General features: G+C 37.8%; 15 protein-coding genes and 1 pseudogene. 12 read left to right on the top strand and 4 right to left on the bottom strand.

Going from position 1 to position 20,851, the window contains the following annotated elements; translation table 11 throughout:
* Positions 1–23: 23 nt before the first annotated feature.
* From LVD47_RS23950 to LVD47_RS01880, 3 genes are all read right to left on the bottom strand, one after another.
* Positions 24–350, bottom strand: coding sequence for an AAA family ATPase (locus tag LVD47_RS23950; RefSeq protein WP_369427723.1), 327 nt, complete (start codon positions 348–350; stop codon positions 24–26).
* A 242-nt stretch (positions 351–592) separates the two neighbouring features.
* Positions 593–1,219 (bottom strand): class I SAM-dependent DNA methyltransferase, encoded by a 627-nt coding sequence (locus LVD47_RS01885; RefSeq protein ID WP_236973823.1) that lies wholly within the window; start codon positions 1,217–1,219, stop codon positions 593–595.
* Positions 1,220–1,230: 11 nt separating this feature from the next.
* A complete protein-coding gene (locus tag LVD47_RS01880; protein ID WP_236973822.1) occupies positions 1,231–2,013 on the bottom strand; it encodes a PhzF family phenazine biosynthesis protein in 783 nt (260 codons plus the stop codon).
* An 84-nt stretch (positions 2,014–2,097) separates the two neighbouring features.
* Here LVD47_RS01880 and LVD47_RS01875 point away from each other — a divergent pair, with 84 nt between their 5' ends.
* The 4 genes and pseudogenes from LVD47_RS01875 to LVD47_RS23945 all read left to right on the top strand — a co-directional run.
* Positions 2,098–2,832, top strand: a complete 735-nt coding sequence (locus LVD47_RS01875) for a class I SAM-dependent methyltransferase (protein WP_236973821.1) — start codon at positions 2,098–2,100, stop codon at positions 2,830–2,832.
* Between the two features lie 669 nt (positions 2,833–3,501).
* Positions 3,502–4,578, top strand: coding sequence for a winged helix DNA-binding domain-containing protein (locus tag LVD47_RS01870; protein ID WP_236973820.1), 1,077 nt, complete (start codon positions 3,502–3,504; stop codon positions 4,576–4,578).
* A gap of 87 nt (positions 4,579–4,665) precedes the next feature.
* On the top strand, positions 4,666–4,899 hold the full coding sequence (locus LVD47_RS01865; RefSeq protein ID WP_236973819.1) for a hypothetical protein: 234 nt from the start codon (positions 4,666–4,668) through the stop codon (positions 4,897–4,899).
* 136 nt (positions 4,900–5,035) lie between these two features.
* Positions 5,036–5,218 (top strand): annotated as a pseudogene (locus tag LVD47_RS23945) (type II toxin-antitoxin system RelE/ParE family toxin); the annotation flags it as partial.
* A gap of 34 nt (positions 5,219–5,252) precedes the next feature.
* Here LVD47_RS23945 and LVD47_RS01860 read toward each other — a convergent pair.
* The gene (locus LVD47_RS01860; RefSeq protein ID WP_236973818.1) at positions 5,253–6,686 is read right to left on the bottom strand and encodes a PQQ-dependent sugar dehydrogenase; all 1,434 of its coding nucleotides are present in this window, start codon (positions 6,684–6,686) and stop codon (positions 5,253–5,255) included.
* Between the two features lie 474 nt (positions 6,687–7,160).
* Between LVD47_RS01860 and LVD47_RS01855 the strand changes: the two genes are divergently transcribed.
* Genes LVD47_RS01855 through LVD47_RS01820 form a run of 8 tightly spaced genes read left to right on the top strand, consistent with a single transcriptional unit; the run spans position 7,161 to position 20,825 of the window.
* A complete protein-coding gene (locus tag LVD47_RS01855; protein WP_236973817.1) occupies positions 7,161–10,304 on the top strand; it encodes a SusC/RagA family TonB-linked outer membrane protein in 3,144 nt (1,047 codons plus the stop codon).
* A gap of 25 nt (positions 10,305–10,329) precedes the next feature.
* Positions 10,330–11,805: a RagB/SusD family nutrient uptake outer membrane protein gene (locus tag LVD47_RS01850; RefSeq protein ID WP_236973816.1), complete on the top strand. Its 1,476-nt coding sequence runs from the start codon at positions 10,330–10,332 to the stop codon at positions 11,803–11,805.
* Positions 11,806–11,850: 45 nt separating this feature from the next.
* Positions 11,851–13,383 carry a sulfatase gene (locus tag LVD47_RS01845; protein ID WP_236973815.1) on the top strand — a complete coding sequence of 511 codons (1,533 nt, stop codon included), beginning with the start codon at positions 11,851–11,853 and terminating at the stop codon, positions 13,381–13,383.
* A 47-nt stretch (positions 13,384–13,430) separates the two neighbouring features.
* Positions 13,431–14,921 carry a sulfatase family protein gene (locus LVD47_RS01840; protein ID WP_236973814.1) on the top strand — a complete coding sequence of 497 codons (1,491 nt, stop codon included), beginning with the start codon at positions 13,431–13,433 and terminating at the stop codon, positions 14,919–14,921.
* Positions 14,922–14,928: 7 nt separating this feature from the next.
* On the top strand, positions 14,929–16,410 hold the full coding sequence (locus LVD47_RS01835; protein ID WP_236973813.1) for a sulfatase: 1,482 nt from the start codon (positions 14,929–14,931) through the stop codon (positions 16,408–16,410).
* Positions 16,411–16,413: 3 nt separating this feature from the next.
* Positions 16,414–17,895 (top strand): sulfatase family protein, encoded by a 1,482-nt coding sequence (locus tag LVD47_RS01830; RefSeq protein ID WP_236973812.1) that lies wholly within the window; start codon positions 16,414–16,416, stop codon positions 17,893–17,895.
* 2 nt (positions 17,896–17,897) lie between these two features.
* Positions 17,898–19,322, top strand: coding sequence for a sulfatase (locus LVD47_RS01825; protein WP_236973811.1), 1,425 nt, complete (start codon positions 17,898–17,900; stop codon positions 19,320–19,322).
* A 9-nt stretch (positions 19,323–19,331) separates the two neighbouring features.
* The gene (locus LVD47_RS01820; RefSeq protein WP_236973810.1) at positions 19,332–20,825 is read left to right on the top strand and encodes a sulfatase; all 1,494 of its coding nucleotides are present in this window, start codon (positions 19,332–19,334) and stop codon (positions 20,823–20,825) included.
* The last annotated feature ends 26 nt before the right edge of the window (positions 20,826–20,851 follow it).

Genomic DNA, 20,851 nt, shown 5'->3' with positions numbered 1-20,851 from the left:
TTAAATTTGACGAACATCTCGTTCTATATAGGTATGTGTATATACAGGAATCCAATCCTGCTGTGGAATTTTTTGGTTGTAAACCGATGGGTAAAGACCTTTGGAAAGAATATATCCGGTAAATTATTTTTTTGAAATAGGTCCCTCACACTGAAAAGTAATAAATTGACAAACGCCACTCTTTCGGCAATTCTTTTCGATAGGCTTTGTTGGAGGAGAAAATTGTTTGAGCCAGTGGGTATAAACAGCCTTTTCTCTGAGGATTGATCCAAAGTTTCCTGTAGATAGGAGAATGGGTTCGGAATGCGGTGAACTTCATCCGGAATAGCTTCGTGCTGATATTCGTCCAAAAAGACCCTGGGATCTTTGGTTGCATATCTTCGTGTCCCGGGATTTTCAAGTGATATAAGGGGTGCCGGGAAAAAGAGCTTTTACCAGAGTAGTTTTATCGGATTGGCGAGGATGTATTATAGCGATCGCTATTTAAAGCTTCCGGCCAATTGTGTGATTTTAGCAGTCGCTTCTTTTTTTATCATAATCTAAAGACACAAATAATATGGAAAAACCGGGAATATGATTCCTGATTTTTCCATTATGCCTTTTTCAGCCACAAGGAAAGAATTCTTGGTAACCTATTACGGTCTCCTTTATCAAAATGCTCATTGATATCTACTATTCGGAAATGGTACTTCAGTGCAGTCTGTACAAAATCGGAAATATGATGAGTATAACAGGAAACAGTATGTATTCCTTTTTCCGTTTCAAATTGCGCTTTGGAACCCTTATATTGACGGAATGGGTGTAATTCACCAATGAAAACATATCCTCCACCTACAATTGAATCCGCAACTTTTTGAAAAATAGGATCAAGGTTTTCGATGTGTTCAAGCACCAGGCTAAATGAAATGAGGTCGTATTTCCTATCTGTGAATGCCCAGTCTTCCATTATATCTGCTTGTTTGAAAATTGCTGCATTTGAACGTACTTTTTTTCTGGCCTTAGCCAGCATCCTATCCGACAAGTCAACGGCTGTAATATGGTCTGTCCGTGGAACCAGCCATTCTGTATTCTTACCGGTTCCGCAACCAATTTCCAGGACATTTTTGAAGGTGTAGGGAACGAGTACCTTCCTGAGAACTTCTCCTTCAAGGTCCCGGGTTTTGTTTTCATCGGTATCGTATTGTTCGGACCAGAGATTATATGATTCTTGTATATTCATGGGTAAAGGGTTCATACCTGTATTTCACCTACCAAATAAGTAGTTGCATGTCCGCTAATATTGACACGATCGCCGGAATTTTTACAATATAGGATACCGGATCGCGGAGATACCTGATGTGCCGTGAGTTCTTGTTTTTTCAACACTCCGGACCAATACGGAACTAATGTCGTATGGGCAGACCCCGTAACAGGGTCTTCGTCAATACCGGATTGGGGTGCGAAGAAACGGGAGACAAAATCTACTTCGTCCCCCCTGGCTGTAGCACAAACTCCTCTGTACGGTAATTGTGCTAGCTTCCTGAAATCGGGATTCAAATCGACGATATCAGATTCCGATTCAAATACCAACATTAAATCGCTTTTCCCCTTATATGCAACTAGTGGTTTGCGTGAAAAACATTTATATATTTCTTCTGTCAAATCTGTTTTGGTGACAGGGTCTGCCGGGAAATCCAGGGTAAGTAGTTTATTACTGTTAGTGACTGATAATTCACCACTTCTTGAATTGAAGATCACCTTGTCCGATTCATACCCTTCGTGATCGAATAATACTGATGCTGCTGCCAGGGTGGCATGACCACAAAGATCCACCTCTATGGTAGGAGTAAACCACCGGATTTCAAATCTCTCACCGAAAGGAACATAAAATGCCGTTTCAGCGAGGTTGTTTTCAGCAGCTATTTTCTGCATCAGACCATCATCGATCCAAGAGGACAAAGGTACTACAGCAGCAGGATTTCCTTTGAAAACAGTCGTTGTAAAGGCATCAATTTGAAAGATTTTTAGCTTCATGTCGGATTAAGTTTTAGAATGTACAAAACTCAATCTGTATAGATTTGGTTTAAAAGAGGACTGATTTTTCTAAATTTATTCTTTATGAAAGATAATTTTTCTACCCAATCAAGTGAATACGCCCGATACAGGCCGGAATATCCGCCGGAATTATTTCGGTTTTTACTTTCGATAGTTGACCAAAGGAACGTGGCGTGGGACTGTGGAACAGGCAACGGGCAGGTGGCTATTGAGCTGGCCAGGTATTTTGATCGGGTAAAAGGTACGGATATCAGTGCCAATCAATTGAGTCAGGCCGTTCCCAATTCGCAGGTGGAATATACGGTACAACCTGCTGAGAGTACTGATTTCCCGGCGCAATATTTTGACTTAATTGTTGTAGCACAGGCTTTGCATTGGTTTGATCTCGATCAATTTTACGGTGAGGCTAAGCGAACATTGGTGCCCGGTGGCTTGCTTGTAGTGATGGGATATGGCTTGATTCGGACTTTCCCTGAAGCTCAAGAGGTCATTGATCGTTTTTATAAGGACATTACGGGCCCTTACTGGGATCCGGAAAGAAATATTGTTGAGCAGAAATACCGGACCATCCCATTTCCTTTCGCTGAAATAAAATGCCCCGATTTTGTTAGTTCGTACAATTGGACAGTTAACCACTTGCTCGGTTATTTGGGTACCTGGTCTGCAGTAGTTCATTTTAAAGAAGACAAGGGGTATGATCCGCTTTCTCTTATCGAAGAAGAACTTAAGGATTGCTGGGGAAATAAGGAACGAAAAGTAGATTTTCCGGTTTTTATGAGAGCGGGGAGAAATATTTAACTTTTTTAGTGTAAAGATGAAGAACGAACAATGGTCTTAAGTAAAGAAAATAGTTGTATAAGTCAACACCCCAAAGCGCTCGAAATGAAAAGCTTGTTCCGTATACAGATCTCCGAGCTGGACTTTTAGATTAACATTACTCGTATCCAAAACTCGATCGAAGCGAATGCAAGTGACAAAATATGTGGGTGCGGGCGCCAGCTATGTGCGGAAGCGATTATTTTGTCTTGAATTTTGGTTCCTTTGTTTCAAGACAAAGGGACAGAAAAAACGTTACAAAATAAAAATTGCTTTTACCTTGTACCATCGTACAAATCTGAAAGTGACAGGATCAAGAAAGGATCAAAGGAGGCGAAATTTCATTTGAGTAGACCTTAATACCCCTTCGTGGCCTGTAAAATACCTTAGCTTTGTTTGGTTAAATAAAATCACTATTTTTAAACTAAAAGTAATTGGTTGTGAAAGTTGTAGAATTCAAGTCAAAAATTAAAGACAATCGGATATCAATACCGGCAAAATTCTTGTCTCAAATAAATACCAATTCAGATAACGATGTAAGTGTAATTGTTCTGATCGAGGATTCGGATTTCATTTATGGTTGAAACCAGGACTTAGCCACATAGTGATCCCTTGGGGACAATCTCTCTGAGCTTACCAACCCCTTCTTTCATGAAACACAAAGAACTTTCTTTATTAAGATTACATAATCAATGTCTCGGCCGGCAACCTTTTACCCTGCCCGAAGAAGTTGTACGGTGGATGGGAGCCATGCAGGCCCAGGATTATTTAGGGGTTTTGTGGGCTGTGGCACTTCGTACAGGTAAGGAAATAACGGAAGCGGATGTAGAAAAAGCCATCGGGGAAGGTAAGATTGTGCGAACCTGGCCAATGAGAGGGACTTTGCATTTACTGGCACCGGAGGATGTGAAATGGATGTTGGAATTGTTGACCCCGAGGATCCTGAAAAGTGCGGCCGGGAGACACCGGGACCTGGAACTGGATAAAGAAATATTCATGAAAAGCGGTAATGTCTTTGAAAAGGCTCTGTCGGGTGAAAAGCACCTTACACGTGATGAGATGTACACTGCACTGGAAAGATCCGGAATATCTACAGAAGGTCAGCGAGGGTATCATATTTTATGGTATTGGGGACAAAATGGATTGATATGCTGGGGGCCGAGACAAGGGAAACAACATACATTCGTATTATTGGACGAGTGGGTGAGTGGTGGCAAAGATCTTACAGGAGATGAGGCGTTGGATGAATTGACACGGAGATATGTCCGGAGTCACGGGCCTATTACCGAAAGAGATTTTGCCTATTGGGCCGGGACGACCTTGACCGATGCCCGTAAAGGGCTGGAAATATTGGGCAAGGAAGTGGAAAAGGTGGAAATCGACGGGCAGAACTATTTTTTCACGGGTGATTTTGACTACAAGAAAGTAAAAGGTACGGTTCATCTGCTACCTCCGTTTGATGAAATACTTACCGGGTATAAAGATCGGTCGGCTGTTCTTAAATCGCAAAGTACGCAGTCCATTATTCTCAGAAACGGTATCATCAAATCGATTATCGTGGATCGCGAGGCCGTAGTGGGCAGTTGGAAACGGAAGTTGAAAAAAGATAAAGTGGAGATGGAGTTTGAGTTTTTCGAAGAACTTAGTACCACCAAACGGGTTAAGTTGGAAAGAATGGGAAGGAAATACGGAAGATTTTTGGGAAGAGTAGCAGAATGGAACCTTTAATCGAATGGATTGTGATTCTAATTGTTGATTGAGGGTTTTTTAATTTCAAGTGAAAAAATAGATTAACCTAATAAAGTATGTTATTTTATGAAAGTGCAGGTTATATTTAACAACGAAGGCAAAAAAGCCGGAGTTTACATCCCTATAGACGAATGGGAAATTCTTAAAAAAGAGTATAAAAATTTGGAGGATCTTGAATATGAAGAAGTATCAAAGGAACAATTGTTGGGGGAATTGAGACAAGCCGTTGGTGAAATTGAACAAATTGAAAAAGGGTCTTTGGAGGCACGTCCGGTCAAAGAATTGTTAGATGAAATATGAAGTATATTCTATCCCTCTTTTCGATAAACAATTAAAGCGCCTCTCCAGGAAATATCCATCCCTTTAGAAAGATTTATTTGAATTCACTGAAAAACTACGGAGTAACCCCCAGTCTGGTAAACCACTTGGCAAGAAATTTTATAAAGTCCGGTTGGCAATTTCTTCAAAAGGAAAAGGAAAGTCAGGCGGTGCGAGGATTATTACCTACGTGAAGATTACAACTACTTCTGTGTTCTTGACTTTTATCTATGATAAATCCGAAAAGGCTACAATTACAGATGAAGAGATGAACTTAATCTTGCATCAATTGCCGAAGTAAAGGATGTAAAATAAAAATCTGAATAATTGTATCCTTACTCTTCCACTGGCACCAACTTCACCACAAATCCCGGTCTCTCCAGTCCTACATAAATATAACCATCGGGTCCCATACGTACGCTTCGGACTCTTCCGAGTCCTTTGATAAGTGGTTCCTCATGTACGATGGTATGTCCGTCTATTTCTACACGGTCAAGATATTTGTATTTGAGACTTCCCACCAGGAGATTCCCTTTCCATTCCGGGTATTTGTCTCCTGTCACAAAATCCATTCCGGAAGGGGCAATGGATGGAACCCAATAGTGGATGGGTTGGGTCATTCCTTCCATTTCGGTTTTATCTGTGAACGTGGATCCGTCGTAGTTAATTCCATAAGAAATAGTCCTCCAGCCGTAATTATTTCCTTTTTCTATAATATTTATTTCATCTCCTCCACGGGGTCCGTGTTCGTGTTCCCAGACTTCTCCGGTTACGGGGTGAATGGTCAAACCTTGTGGGTTTCTATGTCCGTAGGAATATATAGAGGCCTTTGCTCCTTCCTTTTCGACAAAAGGGTTGTCCGAAGGGATGGTTCCATCATCGTTAATACGATGGACTTTCCCCCCATCTCTTTCCAGGCTTTGTGGGTTTTCATCCCTTTTGCCGCGTTCTCCGGCAGTAATAAATAATTTACCATCGGTTCCGAAAGACAATCTTGAACCGTAATGGTGTTTGGTAGCAAAATAAGGTAAGGCTTCAAAAACAACTTCGACGGAGCTCAATTTATTTCCATCCAGAACACCTCTTGCAACTGCAGTAGAGCCCAATGTTTCTCCATCTTCTTCTTTATAAATCGAGTAGGACAGGTATAGGAAATTGTTTTGTTCAAAATTGGGATGGAGTTCAACATCCATTAATCCACCCTGGCCTTCATAGAGTACATCAGGAACACCGGAAATTTCAGTTTTATTACCATCAGAACCAACCATATACAATTCTCCGGATTTGTCAGTGACCAACAATTCCCCTCCGGGTAAAAAATCCATTCCCCAGGGGCTGTTGAGTCCGGAGATTACAGTGTCAATGCGATAGGTTAACAGTTCACTTTGGAAAGTATCGGATTCGATAGGATCGGCATTTCGATATTTTTCTACATTCTCTTTGGCATCAATAATATAGTCCGCTAATTGATTGATTTGATCTGCAGAATATGTAGAATCAAAAGCAGGCATCCCTTCTTCAGCCAGTCCGTTGGAGATGACATATATGATAGAGTCTTTGGAGTCTCCGAATTTCCATTCTTTTCGATCTGCAAAAGCTGCAACTTCCAGGCCGTGACATCCGGCGCATACGGATTCATATATTTTTTCCGCCTCTGCAAAAACATGGGCTTCAGCTGTTTTATCCGAATCGGGTTGTTCCTGGTTTTGACAACTTTGATAAATGAAAACAAATGATAAAAGTGATAAAATGATGATTGCGCGATTCATATAATTTTTTCTTTAGCTAGTAGGTCTAATTAAGTAATTCACATTCCTGCGGCCATCCAAAAGGTTCTTTGGAGGAACATGAAGATATTAAAAAAATTGTTTAGACTGGTTCCATATAATACTGAATAAGAAGTGCATTACTAATATAGTTTTCTGTCAATGGGTGAGTTAAACCTGATGAATAAGAAGGGGAAGATAAATTAGAAAGGAAATAACTTCCTTTAGTAAAGTACTGTTTATCGATATTTTATTACTGGGCGAAAAGAAATATGTGGTCTTTGTGTAGGTGTCGCAATAAAGTTTTGGAAAGAAAATTTTTATAAAATATTTGTGGAATTGACAACTTGTTCTATATTTGTCCTACAATTAGTTTAAAACATACAAATAGGATAGGTAATTATGAAAACAAATCTACTCTTTCCAAGTTGGAATAGGTCTAAATGGCAGTGTAGTTTCCGCCATTGTCGTCTATTCATGATTTTAATTCTTGTTTCTTCAAATGCTATATGGTCTTTTTCTCAGTCGACAATATCTATCGAGGGAAAGGTTTTGGATGCTGAGTCTTCCCCCCTGATCGGAGCCACGGTTCTGGAGAAAGGAACTGAAAATGGCACTACCACTGATTTTGATGGTCAATTTTCTCTTTCAGTTGCCTCGGAAAATGCTGTTTTGATTGTGTCCTATATTGGATACACAACGAAAGAGTTGTCCCTTAGTGATATTGAAAACGGTACGATCATGCTGGACCAGTCCTCTGAGATGTTGGATGAGGTAGTCGTCGTGGGGTATGGTGAGCAGTCGAGAAGGACTTTGACAACAGCTATTTCACGAATTGGCGGTGATGATTTGGCAACAGGTGGAGTGTCAATGTTGTCCTCTTCAATGCAAGGAAAGATGTCAGGGGTTCGAGTGTATCATAGTGAAGGAGGTATGCCAGGAGCTGATGCGACAATTTCAATTCGAGGAGGATCTTCAATAAATAGGAGTAATGCACCACTAGTGTTAATAGATGGAATGCAAAGACCTTTGTCTGACATCAATCCAGGGGATATTAAGTCAATTGATATCCTAAAAGATGCTTCTTCTACAGCAATATATGGGGCAAGAGCTTCCAATGGAGTTGTATTGGTTACAACTATGCGCGGTAGAGAAGGTATGACTAATATATCATTTGAAGCTACAACAGGAATTGCGAGTCCATGGAAGTATATGGATCTATTAAATGGATCTGATTATTTAACATTATCTAGAGAAGCTTTGTCAAGATCTCCAAGTAGTGCCAATTTATGGCAGCGTGGTCGAGGATTAGGAATAGGCAATGATGAAAATTCTCCTTGGAGTACTAGATATTTGGAAGATAATGAAAATATTCCTGAGGGTTATTCTTCAATTATTGATCCTGTGGATCCAACGAAAACGATAATTTTTCAAGATAATGATTATCAAAAACTTACCCTTCAAAATGGAATGGAGCAAAATTATTATATATCAGCTAATGGAGGTAGTGAGAAGATTCTTTATTCAGCAGGTTTAGGGTATACAAATTTAGAAGGTATTTCTGTTGGAACTAACTGGGATAGGTTAAGTGCAAGGGTAAATGTTGATTTTAAGATTAATAGTAAACTTAAACTACTAACAAATTTTGATCATACTTCTAGTACAACTAATACTTGGCCGTCACAACACTCGATGTTTAATAGAACTTTATTTATGACTCCTACTGCAAGGATATATATGGAAGATGGTTCTTTTGCACCGGGATTAAATGCAACTTTTACGAATCCATTATGGTACAATGATGTTCATGATATTGATGATCGAACGAACCGTACTCAGTTTGGAGCTAGTTTAATTTGGAATGTATTTGAGGGACTTCAAATTCGAACCAATGCAGATTATTATAGTAGGTCTTCGGATGTTCAGAGATTTGAGAAGGCCAATGTATATTCTGCAGCAAGGACTGCCAGCTTCAATTATAATAAAAACAATAGAAAGCAATTAGAAGTTATTGCCACATATAATAAATCTTTTGCTGTAAATCATAATTTTAACTTAATGGCGGGAGCATCATATCTTGCTTTTGACGATCTAGATGCGAGGGCGGTAGCATTTGGAGCCAGTACGGATAAAATTCCTACTTTAAATGCAGGTCCAGAAAAATCAGATGCATATACATTTGCCGAGAATGAAATATTAGCAGGTTTATTTTCTCGTCTGACCTATGATTATAAACAGAAATATTTAGTGGGTGTTTCGATTCGAAGAGATGTTAGTTCAAGGTTTGCTTCAGACAATAGGGTAGGGTATTTTCCGGGACTTTCTTTAGGTTGGATCCTTTCAGAGGAACAATTTTTTAATATTTCTTTGGTCGATAATTTAAAATTGAGAACAAGTTGGGGAAAGACTGGAAACAACAACGTTGGTAGATACGATGCTTGGGGATTGTATACAGTAGGTGCAAATTATGAATTTAGCGCAGGTATTTTACCATCGGTTATGCCTAATTATTCGTTAGGTTGGGAATCTACTACTCAAATGGATGTAGGTTTTGATTTGGCAATGTTTGATTACAGACTGAATTTTATATTGGATTATTACGATAAAACGACGAATGATTTAATTTTTAATACGCCATTGCCCAATACTTCAGGGTATAATAGTATACTTAGAAATATAGGAAGTGTGCAATATTATGGTTGGGATTTGGAATTAAATTTTGATGTATTTAGAGATAGAGATTTTAATTGGAATACGGGTGTTAATATTTCTATAAATAAAAATAAAGTATTAAGTCTACCAGAAAATGGGATACCAAATAATCGAATAAGTGGAGTTTACAATCCTGAAACAAATGATGGAGTAGGTGGAATTGCTGAAGGAGAACCCTTAGGTCAATTAATCGGCCATAGAGCAGATTTTATCATTGACAATTGGGAGCAAGCAAATGACGCACATTTTGATACACAAGCTAAAGGATATGATCCAGAAGATGGTTCTTTTACTCCAGGTCGAAAGTTCCCCGGGGACATGGAATGGGTTGATAAAGACGGAAATAATATTATTGATGACTATGATCAATTTGTATTAGGTAATCAAATTCCAATAGTAGTCGGGGGAATATCAAATGTTTTTTCATACAAAAACTTTGAATTAAAAATATTTACGGATTATGCCCTAGGTCATTCTATTTCTGACAAAGTAATTAGGAGAGCAGACGCTAATGCATTGGATGGTATAATGAGACCAACACCCAATATTTTTGGTGCATGGAAGGAAATAGGAGATGTCGAATCAGGCAAGGCAACAATGCCTAGATATGACTACCATGATGCAAGCCAGCAAAGAAACATTCACAGAGGAAACTACAATACAAGCACTACAATGTATAAAGGCAATTTCATTAATATTAGGGAGGTTACTTTGGGATATACTATTCCGAAAAAAATTGGCGATAAAATGGGTTTGAAAAATGCCAATTTCTATTTGTCAGGACAAAACCTACATTATTTTACCAAGTATCCTGGATTTGTTCCTGAATTTCAAGGACAAGATAATCATCGAGATGGTAATTATCCAATTGCCAGAAAAATAATATTAGGCTTGAAAATAACTCTTTAATATTAAGCAATTAAAAATTAAGTAAATGAATAACATATATAGATTTTTGATGTTTGTATTGGCTATCTTTACATTGAATAGCTGTAGTGAAATAGTTGATATTGAACCGCAAAGTGTACTTACTTCTCAGGTTGTATGGAAAGAAGAAGGAGATGCTATTGCTGGAGTAAATGGACTATTATCTAATTTTAGAAATACCATAAATGGGGATAGTTTTTTATTTTGGTTTGAATTGAGATCTGGAAACTGGCAATATGGTCGAACTGCAGGTGGTGCAGGAACACTTGGCTGGGATCATTTATTTGTTAACTCATTAAACCCGAGTGCGTCTCCAGGAACTGATTGGAGTAAATTTTATACAACAATAAATGCGGCTAATTTGGCTATAAAATACATCCCGGAAATCGATTTTAAAAACCAAAATACTAAGAATGAACTGTTGGCTCAATCCTATTTTATAAGGGCATATTGTTATTATACTCTAGTTAGAATTTATGGAGAAGTTCCAGTTTTGCTTAGTGGTTTTGAATCAGTGGATACAGAAGATTTATACCCACATAGAAAACCAGTCGAAGAAGTTTTTGACCAAATAAAAAGTGACATATCCCAAGCCTTAGATTTATATCCATCCAATGAAGAAATATCAAAATATAGACCGACAAATGCTGCAATTAATATGCTAAAAGCGGATGTCTACTTATGGTCAGCCAAAAGGTTAAATAAAGGTAATGCTGATTTAGAACAAGCAAAAGAGGCTGTAAATACTATAATTAATCAATCTAATTATAGTTTATTAGACGACTATGAAAACATATTTCGAAATGAGGCAAATGATGAAATCATTTTTTCACTTTACTTTGCTGTCAATGAAGCTGAAAATCATTATTTGGATTTAGGTACTCAAAATATAAACGATGTGCCAGCAGAATATCAAAACAATCCTATTGTAGTTGGAAATAGTCCAAACCGTTTAACTTTTAGTCAGGAGTATATAGATAATTATTTAAATAAAAATGAAGAGGATACTCGAATTCCTGTTATTTATCAAGAATTTGAAACTCCTGATCAAACTTATAAGTGGATCAATAAGTTTATAGGTGAGTGGAGAGATGGACGCCGTTATTTCACTTCAGATATTGTTTTATATCGATTTGCTGAAACATTACTGTTTAAGGCTGAAATATTAAATGCTTTAGGAGCGTCAAATGAAGCAATAGCCTGTTTAAATGAAATCTCAAAAAGAGCTTATGGACTTGAAAATTATTATCCTTCTACTTTGACACAAGCTGAAATAGACGATGCAATTTTGGATGAACGATTAATTGAATTTGGAGCTGAAGGAAAGTCTTGGTTTGATATTTTAAGGTTTGGGAAAGCGTTTACGAGAATACCTTCTTTAATAGGTAGAGAAAATGAAAAAAATGGGAATATTTTATTGTTCCCTATTTCACCAGAAACCATTACTAGAAATCCAAACATTACCCAAACACCAGGATATTAGTGGAATCATAATATTATTGCATTTATTAAATGAATAATCTAAAATATGCGTTTTCTATTTTCATTATTGTTTTTATTGCTTGATATAGTAGTCATATTCGCCCAAATCCCATCAGTTAAGGATCAACCCAATATTCTTATAATATCTGTGGATGACATGAAGGATTGGGTTGGCTATTTAGGAGGATATGAAGGGAAAGTTTTTACACCAAACATTGATAAACTTGCAAAAGAAGGAGTAGGATTTACAAATGCACATACAGCGGCGTCAGTTTGTTGCCCTTCTCGGTATGCAATGATGTTGGGAAAGCGCCCGAGTACAACGGGACTTTACAATAATGGACAATGGTATAAACCTGAATTACCCAATGAAATTCCAATGTCACAGTATTTTAAACAAAATGGATATTACGCAGCTGGCGCTGGAAAAGTATTTCATCACACCCCTGGGAATAATCCACCGTGTAATTGGGATGATTTTCAAGATCAAGTATTTGATGATACTTGGAATTTTGCAGAATGGAACCCTCAAAAATATTTTTTAACCTATGGATATAGAGGAGAAATTGAAAAATTTCCACCATGGAAACCTTTAAATGGAATATATCCCATTCGATCGGAATTGGATTGGGGACCTATTCCAAACAAGGAAGAAAAAGACTATGGAGACCAGAAAGTAGTGGATTATGCACAGGGTTTTTTAGCTAATATGTATGCAAAACCCTTCTTTTTAGCGCTAGGCATTTATCGCCCCCACCTTCCTTGGCATGTTCCACAAAAATATTATGATCTATATCCTTTAGAGGATATTATAATGCCGGAAATAAAAGAAAATGATTTATCAGATGTCCCTAAAATTGGAGTAGAATTAGCTTTAAAGCGAGAGATAGATTTTATCCAAATTAAGGAAGAAAAGTTATGGAAAAAGGCAATCCAAGCATATTTAGCTAGCATATCTTATGCTGATTATTTGGTCGGTGAGATTATAAATGAATTAAAACAAAGTATTTACAATAAAAATACAGTGGTTGTATTATGGTCAGATCACGGTTGGCATTTAGGCACCAAAAATCACTGGCATAAACAAACCCTATGGGAAGAATGTACGAAAATCCCTTTTATTATTAGGGCTCCTAACGCAAGTGGAAATGGTCAATTATGTGATAAACCAGTTGATATGGTCAATGTTTTTCCAACCTTAGCCGCACTTGCCAATTTGCCCGCAAAAAAGGATATAGATGGTTACGATATGACTTCTCTATTAGAAGACCCGAAATCAAGTTGGGGTTATCCAGCAATTACTGAAATTGGAATAGGCAATGTTTCAGTTCGATCTGACAAATGGAGATATATTCTCTATAACGATGGCACGGAAGAATTATACAATAGCCAATCAGATCCTAATGAATGGACCAACTTAGCTAGTAATGTAAAATATATGGCGGTCATATCAAAACATCGTAAGTGGGTTCCTAAATCTTTTGCAGACCCGGTAGCTGGGAAAGAAAAATATTATTTTGACCCTTATGAGTATTCTTGGTTAAATAGAACTACAGGTGAATTTATTCAGGGGAAATAAAATAATTATTAAAAATCTTAATGAATCATTTAAAATGGAAAGCAATAATGAATTATAGGTATTCAAAAAATGTAATAATTTTTAGTTTATCATTGATTTGTAAATTTAGTATCGCTCAATACACACAACCCTTTATCAAAGCAAGAAATGATGCTCCAAATATCCTATTTATATGTTCTGATCAACAGCGGTGGAATACAATAGGAGCTTTGGGAAATCCTTATGTTCATACGCCTAATCTGGATAAACTCGTCAAGGAAGGAGTTAGTTTTACAAAAGCTCATTGTCAATCCACAGTTTGTACTCCTAGTAGGGCAAGTTTTATGACCGGCATGTATCCTTCTACAGCTTTGGCGAGCAAAAACGGTGCATCCAAATGGCCTGAAGAGGCACCATTAATTTCTACATTGTTAAAGGATGCAGGCTATGAATGTGGGATGGCAGGAAAATTGCACCTTTCGACAGCAATGGCCCATCGCCCGGAAATAAGACCAAAAGATGATGGATTTAGTACTTTCTGGAATAGCCATAGTCCATACCAGGGAGGGTCCGCTAACGACTATATTAAATGGCACAAAGACAGAAACATTGATATTCTAGCGCTTAAAGAAAAGTATGGTTACGTTCCTGTGGAATATCATCAAACTACCTGGATTGCCGACCGAGCTATTGATTTCATAAATGAAAAAAGAGAATGGCCGTGGTTTTTTAATCTCAATATTTATGATCCCCATGGACCTTTTGATCCGCCTAAAGAGTATGTTGAAAAATACGACGTAGAAAAATTACCAGGCCCATGGGTAAATAATGAAGACCTCAAACAAAAAAGTAAGTTAAACGATATCCTCTTTCAATCTAAACCGAAAAAGTTTAGTGATTTAGAGAATAAGAAACGTCAAGCTTTATATTGGGCTCAAATAGACCTAATAGACGAGAACATAGGTCGCTTATTAGAGGCCCTTGAGAAATCAGACCAATTAGATAATACCATAATTGTATTTACTTCAGACCACGGGGAGATGTTGGGAGATCATGGATTGACTGGTAAAGGATGTAGGTTTTACGAAGGGTTGGTGAGGGTCCCTTTAGTTTTTTGGTTTCCTTCAGAAATGGAGGAAGATATACAAAGTGATGCGTTAGTAGAACTCATCGACATAGCTCCTACTTTGCTCGACTTTGCAGGAATAGATATTCCGGAAAAAATGCAAGGAAAAAGTTTGCTAAACATTTTAAATGGAGACGCTAATCCTAACTATCATCGTGACTTTGTCCGTTGTGAATTTTACGACGCTCTTTTCCCAAGACCTGATGTGTCGCAGGCTTTTGCAACAATGCTTAGAGACGACGAATTCAAAATTGTTAATTATCATGGAACATCAGAAGGAGAACTATTCGACATGGTAAATGATCCTATGGAATTTTCAAATCTATGGAATGACCCCCAATACTCAAATGTTAAAATGGATTTGATGAAGAGGAATTTTGATGAAACTGTCAAAGCTATAAATACGGGGCCCCAAAGACTAGCTAGATATTAAGTTGGAAATGATCGAATGTAAAAACAAATGGAATAATTATAAAAAAGGCAAATTTAAACTTCTCCTTTATTTGCTTTTATCTCCCTTTCTTTCCTGTTCAGGAACACCTGAATCCGGAGAAGAAACTAATATTGGCAATCCCAATGTGCTATTCATAGCTGTTGATGATCTTCGTCCTACGTTAGGATGCTACGGTGACCCATGGGCGGTGACTCCAAATGTCGACGGATTGGCAAGTGGAGGCGTAATGTTTGACAGGGCCTATTGTCAGCAAGCCGTTTGTGCCCCTTCCCGTTCTTCTTTGATGACGGGATTGAGACCGGATAAATTAAAAGTATGGGGGCTAAAAAAGCATTTCAGGGAAACACTCCCCGATGTGGTCACATTGCCTGAACATTTCAAAAATAACGGATATGTAACAAGGGCCGTAGGTAAAATTTATCACGATCCACAAAGCCATAAAGACTCCCGATCCTGGTCAGGAGAAAGTGTGTTGAGCGTGACCCAAAATGGGAAAGGACATAAATATGTGTTGGAAGAAAATTATGTAGAAAAAAAGAAAGGAGCGGCTTTTGAAAGAGCGCCTGTTGAAGATAGTGCGTATATTGATGGGAAAGTAAGTGATGCGGCATTGAGGATATTGCATGAGGTAAAGCACAAACCTTTTTTTCTTGCCGTTGGCTATCGAAGGCCTCATCTGCCTTTTTCTGCTCCGGAAAAATACTGGAACCTGTATGATCCGGAAAAGTTTCAAATCCCTGAAAACATACATCCAAAAGACGTCCCGGAGGTAGCGCTGCATCGTTCGCAAGAGTTGAGGGGATATACCAATGTTCCCAATGAAGGTGAAATAGATTCTTTAAAGGCAAGGCAACTTTGGCATGGATATTATGCATCGGTGAGTTATATAGATGCCCAAATAGGAAAGCTTTTATCAGAGTTGAAGAAATTAAATCTCGCTAAAAATACCATTGTAGTATTATGGTCGGATCATGGATTTCATCTTCAGGAACAAGGTCTTTGGTGTAAAGCGACCAACTATGAAATAGCTAATAGGGTCCCATTGATCGTTAATGTGCCCGGAACGCAAAACCCTGGAAAAGCAGAGGGCCTGGTGGAATTGGTAGATTTATACCCTACACTTGCTGACCTCTGCAACCTTCCAATCCCCAATAAAGTAGATGGCAAATCTCTAAAGCCTATGATGGACGATCATTCTCACAAAGTAAAGGATTTTGCATTGAGCCAGTTTATTCGACCGTATGAAGGGTTGTTTAATTTAAATGCCCGGGAAGTGATGGGGTATTCTTTGCGGACTGAACAATATCGATATGTGGAGTGGAGAAAAATAGGGGACGATGAAACGGTAGCTACTGAATTATATGATCATAAAGAGGATTTGCCGGAGATGAAAAATATATCACACGAACAACCGGAACAAGTGGAGGTGCTGTCGGAAAAATTAAAGGATATTTTAGATAAAGAGTAGACAATGGTAGTTAAAGAGAAAATAGTTGTAGGTCTATTGTTTTTAAGTTTGTTTTTATCATCGAGTGTTATCAATGCTGCAGACAAAGGTAAGCCTAATATTCTATTCATCATTTCGGAGGATAATGGCCCTGAAATTAGCTGTTACGGATCTCCTGTTCCTACTCCACATTTGGATAAATTAGCCAAAGAAGGGGTTCTTTTTAAAAATGCTTATGTTCCCCAGGCAGGTTGTTCCCCTTCCCGGGCAGCATTTCTTACGGGGCTTTATCCGCACCAAAACGGACAAATTGGGTTGGCAACATGGAAATATCATATGTATGACCAGGATATCCCCAATATTGTCAATCACTTAAAGTCAGAAGGTTATAGGACCGGCATGTTAGGTAAGCTTCATGTCAATCCGGAAGAGGCGTTTGATTTTGATTGGTGGGAAATATCCGAAGCGAATTTCAAAAGAAATAATTTGGACCGGTATGCTGATCTGGCCGGACAGTTTATGAGTGATTCCGAAAAACCGTTTTATCTACAGGTGAACTATCCGGATGCACATCGTCCTTTCCTGGATCAAGTGCAAGGCTTACCGGAAAAGCCTTTAGCTGCAAAGGATGTAAAACCACTACCTTATATGGGGTTGGATAATACCAGGTTGAGAGAAGAAACAGCAGGTTATTATAATTCGATGATGCGCCTTGACCACCTTGTTGGTGACATACTCATGGCGTTGAAAGCATCCGGAAAATACGAAAACACTTTAATTGTTTATATAGGGGATCATGGCGCTGATATTCTTAGGGGGAAAAGAACTTGTTATGAGGGAGGACTAAAAATCCCAATGATTATTTCATTCCCAGATAAAGTGGTGAAAAATAAAATCTACAATTCTTTGGTAAGCTCTATCGATCTGTATCCAACTTTTTTAGAAGCGGCCAAAATAAAAATTCCCTCATACTTACCGGGCAAATCGCTATGGCCTGTTTTATCCGGAGAAGGACGGTTTGAGCGAAAGTACTTGTTTACAGAATACCATGTCCATTCCAATCACAACCCATATCCCCAACGAGCTGTGCGAGACAAACGATTTAAGTTAATACATAATTTGGTCTATGAAGAGAAGAATCCCGGCTATGATTTTACAATCAATCATTTTCGATTTGACAATGTTGCTAAAACCCTTGAAGCAGCACCCAAACATGTACAAAGTGCTTACGACCGGATGAAGCATCCTCCGGAATTTGAACTCTATGATTTACAAAATGATCCGTACGAATGGTATAATTTGGCGAATGATAAACAATATACGAATGTGTTGAATAGATTAAAAAAAGTCCTTAGAAAATGGCAGCGTCGATCAAAAGACCCATTGATTGATAAAGATTTGGCAAATAGACTTTTTCAGGATGTTGTCAATACTAATATTGAAAGGGTGGATATTCCCTATGACCAGTATATGAATTGGGATTATTTCGGTAATAAAAAGAAATGAGAATGGTTTTGCAGAACTTGATTTTTACTATATGTTTGTTATCATCAAGCATCACATGTTATACACAAAATCCTTTTTCAGAACAGAGTTCCGAAAATAAACCCAATGTATTATTTATAGCCGTCGACGATTTAAACGATTGGAATACTTTGTATGATCCCGGCAATCCAATTAAAGTACCCAATATTAAGGATCTCGCTGCACGGGGTGCCTTTTTTGTAAGGGCATATTGTTCTTCCTCTGCATGTAATCCATCGCGTGCTTCTGTAATGACCGGAACACGTCCCCATAAAACAGGAGTTTATGGCAATAAATCAGATTGGAGAAAAGCACTTCCCAATGCAAAAACGATTCAGCAGTTCTTTATGGAGAAAGGGTACTATGTGGGAGGTGCGGGAAAAATCTTTCATCATCACAAAGATTGGGCCTTTCACGACAATGCTTCCTTTGATGAATTTTTGATGATGAAAATTAACGAACCCTATCCTCCGGAGAAAATAAACGATTTACAAGAATACGGTTCAAGAAATACGGATTGGGGCCGTTGGCCGGAAAAAATTGAAAAGACGGCGGACTATAAAACATCAGAATACGCTATAGACTTTTTATCAAAAGAACACAAAGCCCCTTTTTTCCTCAATGTGGGAATATACAAACCCCATTCACCTTTTTTTGCACCACAGGAATATTTTGATGAATATCCCCAGGTTGATTTGGTCATGCCTGAACTAAATGAAGAGGACTGGAAGGACCTGCCTGACGGTGCTTCTGCGCTCATGGCCAAGACCAAATGGTTTTGGAAGGGTATGATGAATGCCAAAGAGGAACATCCCAATTCATATAGAGAATTCATTCAGGCATACCAGGCTTGCGCTACATTTGCAGATCAAATGATTGGGAAGGTAATTAAATCATTGGATGATAGTCCATACCGGGATAATACGATTATTGTGTTGTGGTCAGATCATGGATTTCATCTCGGTGAAAAACAGCATATAGAAAAATTTGCATTGTGGGAAAAAGCAACTCATGTGCCTTTTATTATTGTAGCCCCGGGACAGGTTCCCCCAGGTACAATTATTGAAAACCCGGTTGATTTGACTACCATATATCCAACGCTGGTTGAATTGTGTGGATTTACAGAGCCCGACGAGCTTGACGGCAAAAGTGCAGTCCCATTATTAAAGAGAGCGATTAGTCAGTATCCACCAGCATTGACTACTTATTTGAAAGGAAACCATGCGGTCCGTACTGAAAGGTGGAGGTATATTCAATATAATGATGGAAGTGAGGAATTGTACGACCATGAAAATGATCCTAATGAGTGGTATAATTTGGCAGGTACAGGAAAATACAGTGAGATTATTAATAACTTAAAAGCATATATGCCCAAATTAAATGCTGAGCAAGTAGATGACTTGAATTAAAAAATTATTATGTTTAATTTAAAGTATATTATAATTGGATGCGTTCTTACATTCTACGTATTAGGTTGTTCCCCAAATATCTCCGATACGGAGTTCAAAAATGTACTGTTTATAACAATTGACGATATGCGCCCCACATTAGGATGTTACGGTGATCAAAGAGCCATAACACCAAATTTAGATTCATTAGCGAAAATGGGGACTGTATTTAATAAAGCGTATTGCCAAAGTGCTGTTTGTAATCCTTCCAGGACTTCTTTTCTAACAGGTTTAAGGCCGGATGAGACAGGGGTTGTTAATTTGGTGAGTCATTTCCGTGAGAAAAAGACGGATATATATACCTTACCCCAAATCTTTAAGGAATATGGATATGAATCTTTTGGAGTAGGTAAAGTTTTCCATGGCAAGAAGCGAACACAAGATACCTTAAGTTGGACAATACCTTCTTACAAAAGTATTGGAATCAAAAGTGAGCAATACTATTTGAAAGAAAATAAAAAATTTGGAAAGAAGGCAAGTTCCTGGGAAATGGCTGATGTTAAAGACAATGAATATCTAGATGGGGAATTTACAGATGTGGCAATCCAACATCTTAAAAACTTATCTAAATCTGCAAAACCGTTTTTCTTAGCAGTTGGGTTTTTAAAGCCTCACTTACCTTTTACCGCACCTAAAAAATATTTTGACTTATATGATCGAGAAAAGGTTTATTCTCCTCAGTTCAAAGGTAGACCGAAAGAAGCACCGGATTTGGCTTTTCATAATTCTGAAGAACTTAGAGGCTATACAGATATTCCTGATTTGGGAGAAATATCAGTGGAAAAAGAAAAAGAATTATGGCATGCATATTATGCTTGTGTAAGTTATGTTGATACGCAAGTTGGAAAGATAATTAAGGAATTAAAAGCACATCACTTGGATAATAATACCATCATAGTAGTGGTAGGTGATCATGGGTACCACTTGGGAGAACAAGGAGTATGGTGTAAATCTACTAATTATGAATTAGCTGCCAGAGTACCTTTATTGATTTATTGTCCCTGGATTGAATCCCAAAGTGATAATGTAGAAGAGATTGTGGAGTTGATTGACATTTATCCAACGGTTACTGAATTATGCGGCATTGATTCAAGACATAAATTATCTGGACGAAGTTTAAAAGGTCTAATGAAAGGAAATTTAGAATATAAGGAAGACTGGAATGATGTAGCATTTAACCAATTTATTAGACCTTATGAAAGTTTGTTCAAAGTGGAAAATGAAATTGAGAATATAGGCTATAGTGTTAGAGTAAAAGACTATCGTTATGTAGGATGGTTTGATGAAGATACTGATATTTTATATGAAGAAGAATTATATCATTTAGATCAAGGTGACCATTTTATTGAAAAATTAAATTTGGCAGAAGATCCAATGTATAGAGAAATAGCAAAAATATTACAAAAAAGAATTCTGGCATATAAAAAGATGAATTATCTAGAAGCGTATGGAAAAGTAAATTAATAAAGCTAGTGTATAATTAAAATATT

This window comes from Membranihabitans maritimus, assembly GCF_021729145.1.
Lineage (GTDB): Bacteria > Bacteroidota > Bacteroidia > Chitinophagales > Saprospiraceae > Membranihabitans > Membranihabitans maritimus.
This window is presented reverse-complemented; position numbering and strand designations above follow the sequence as displayed.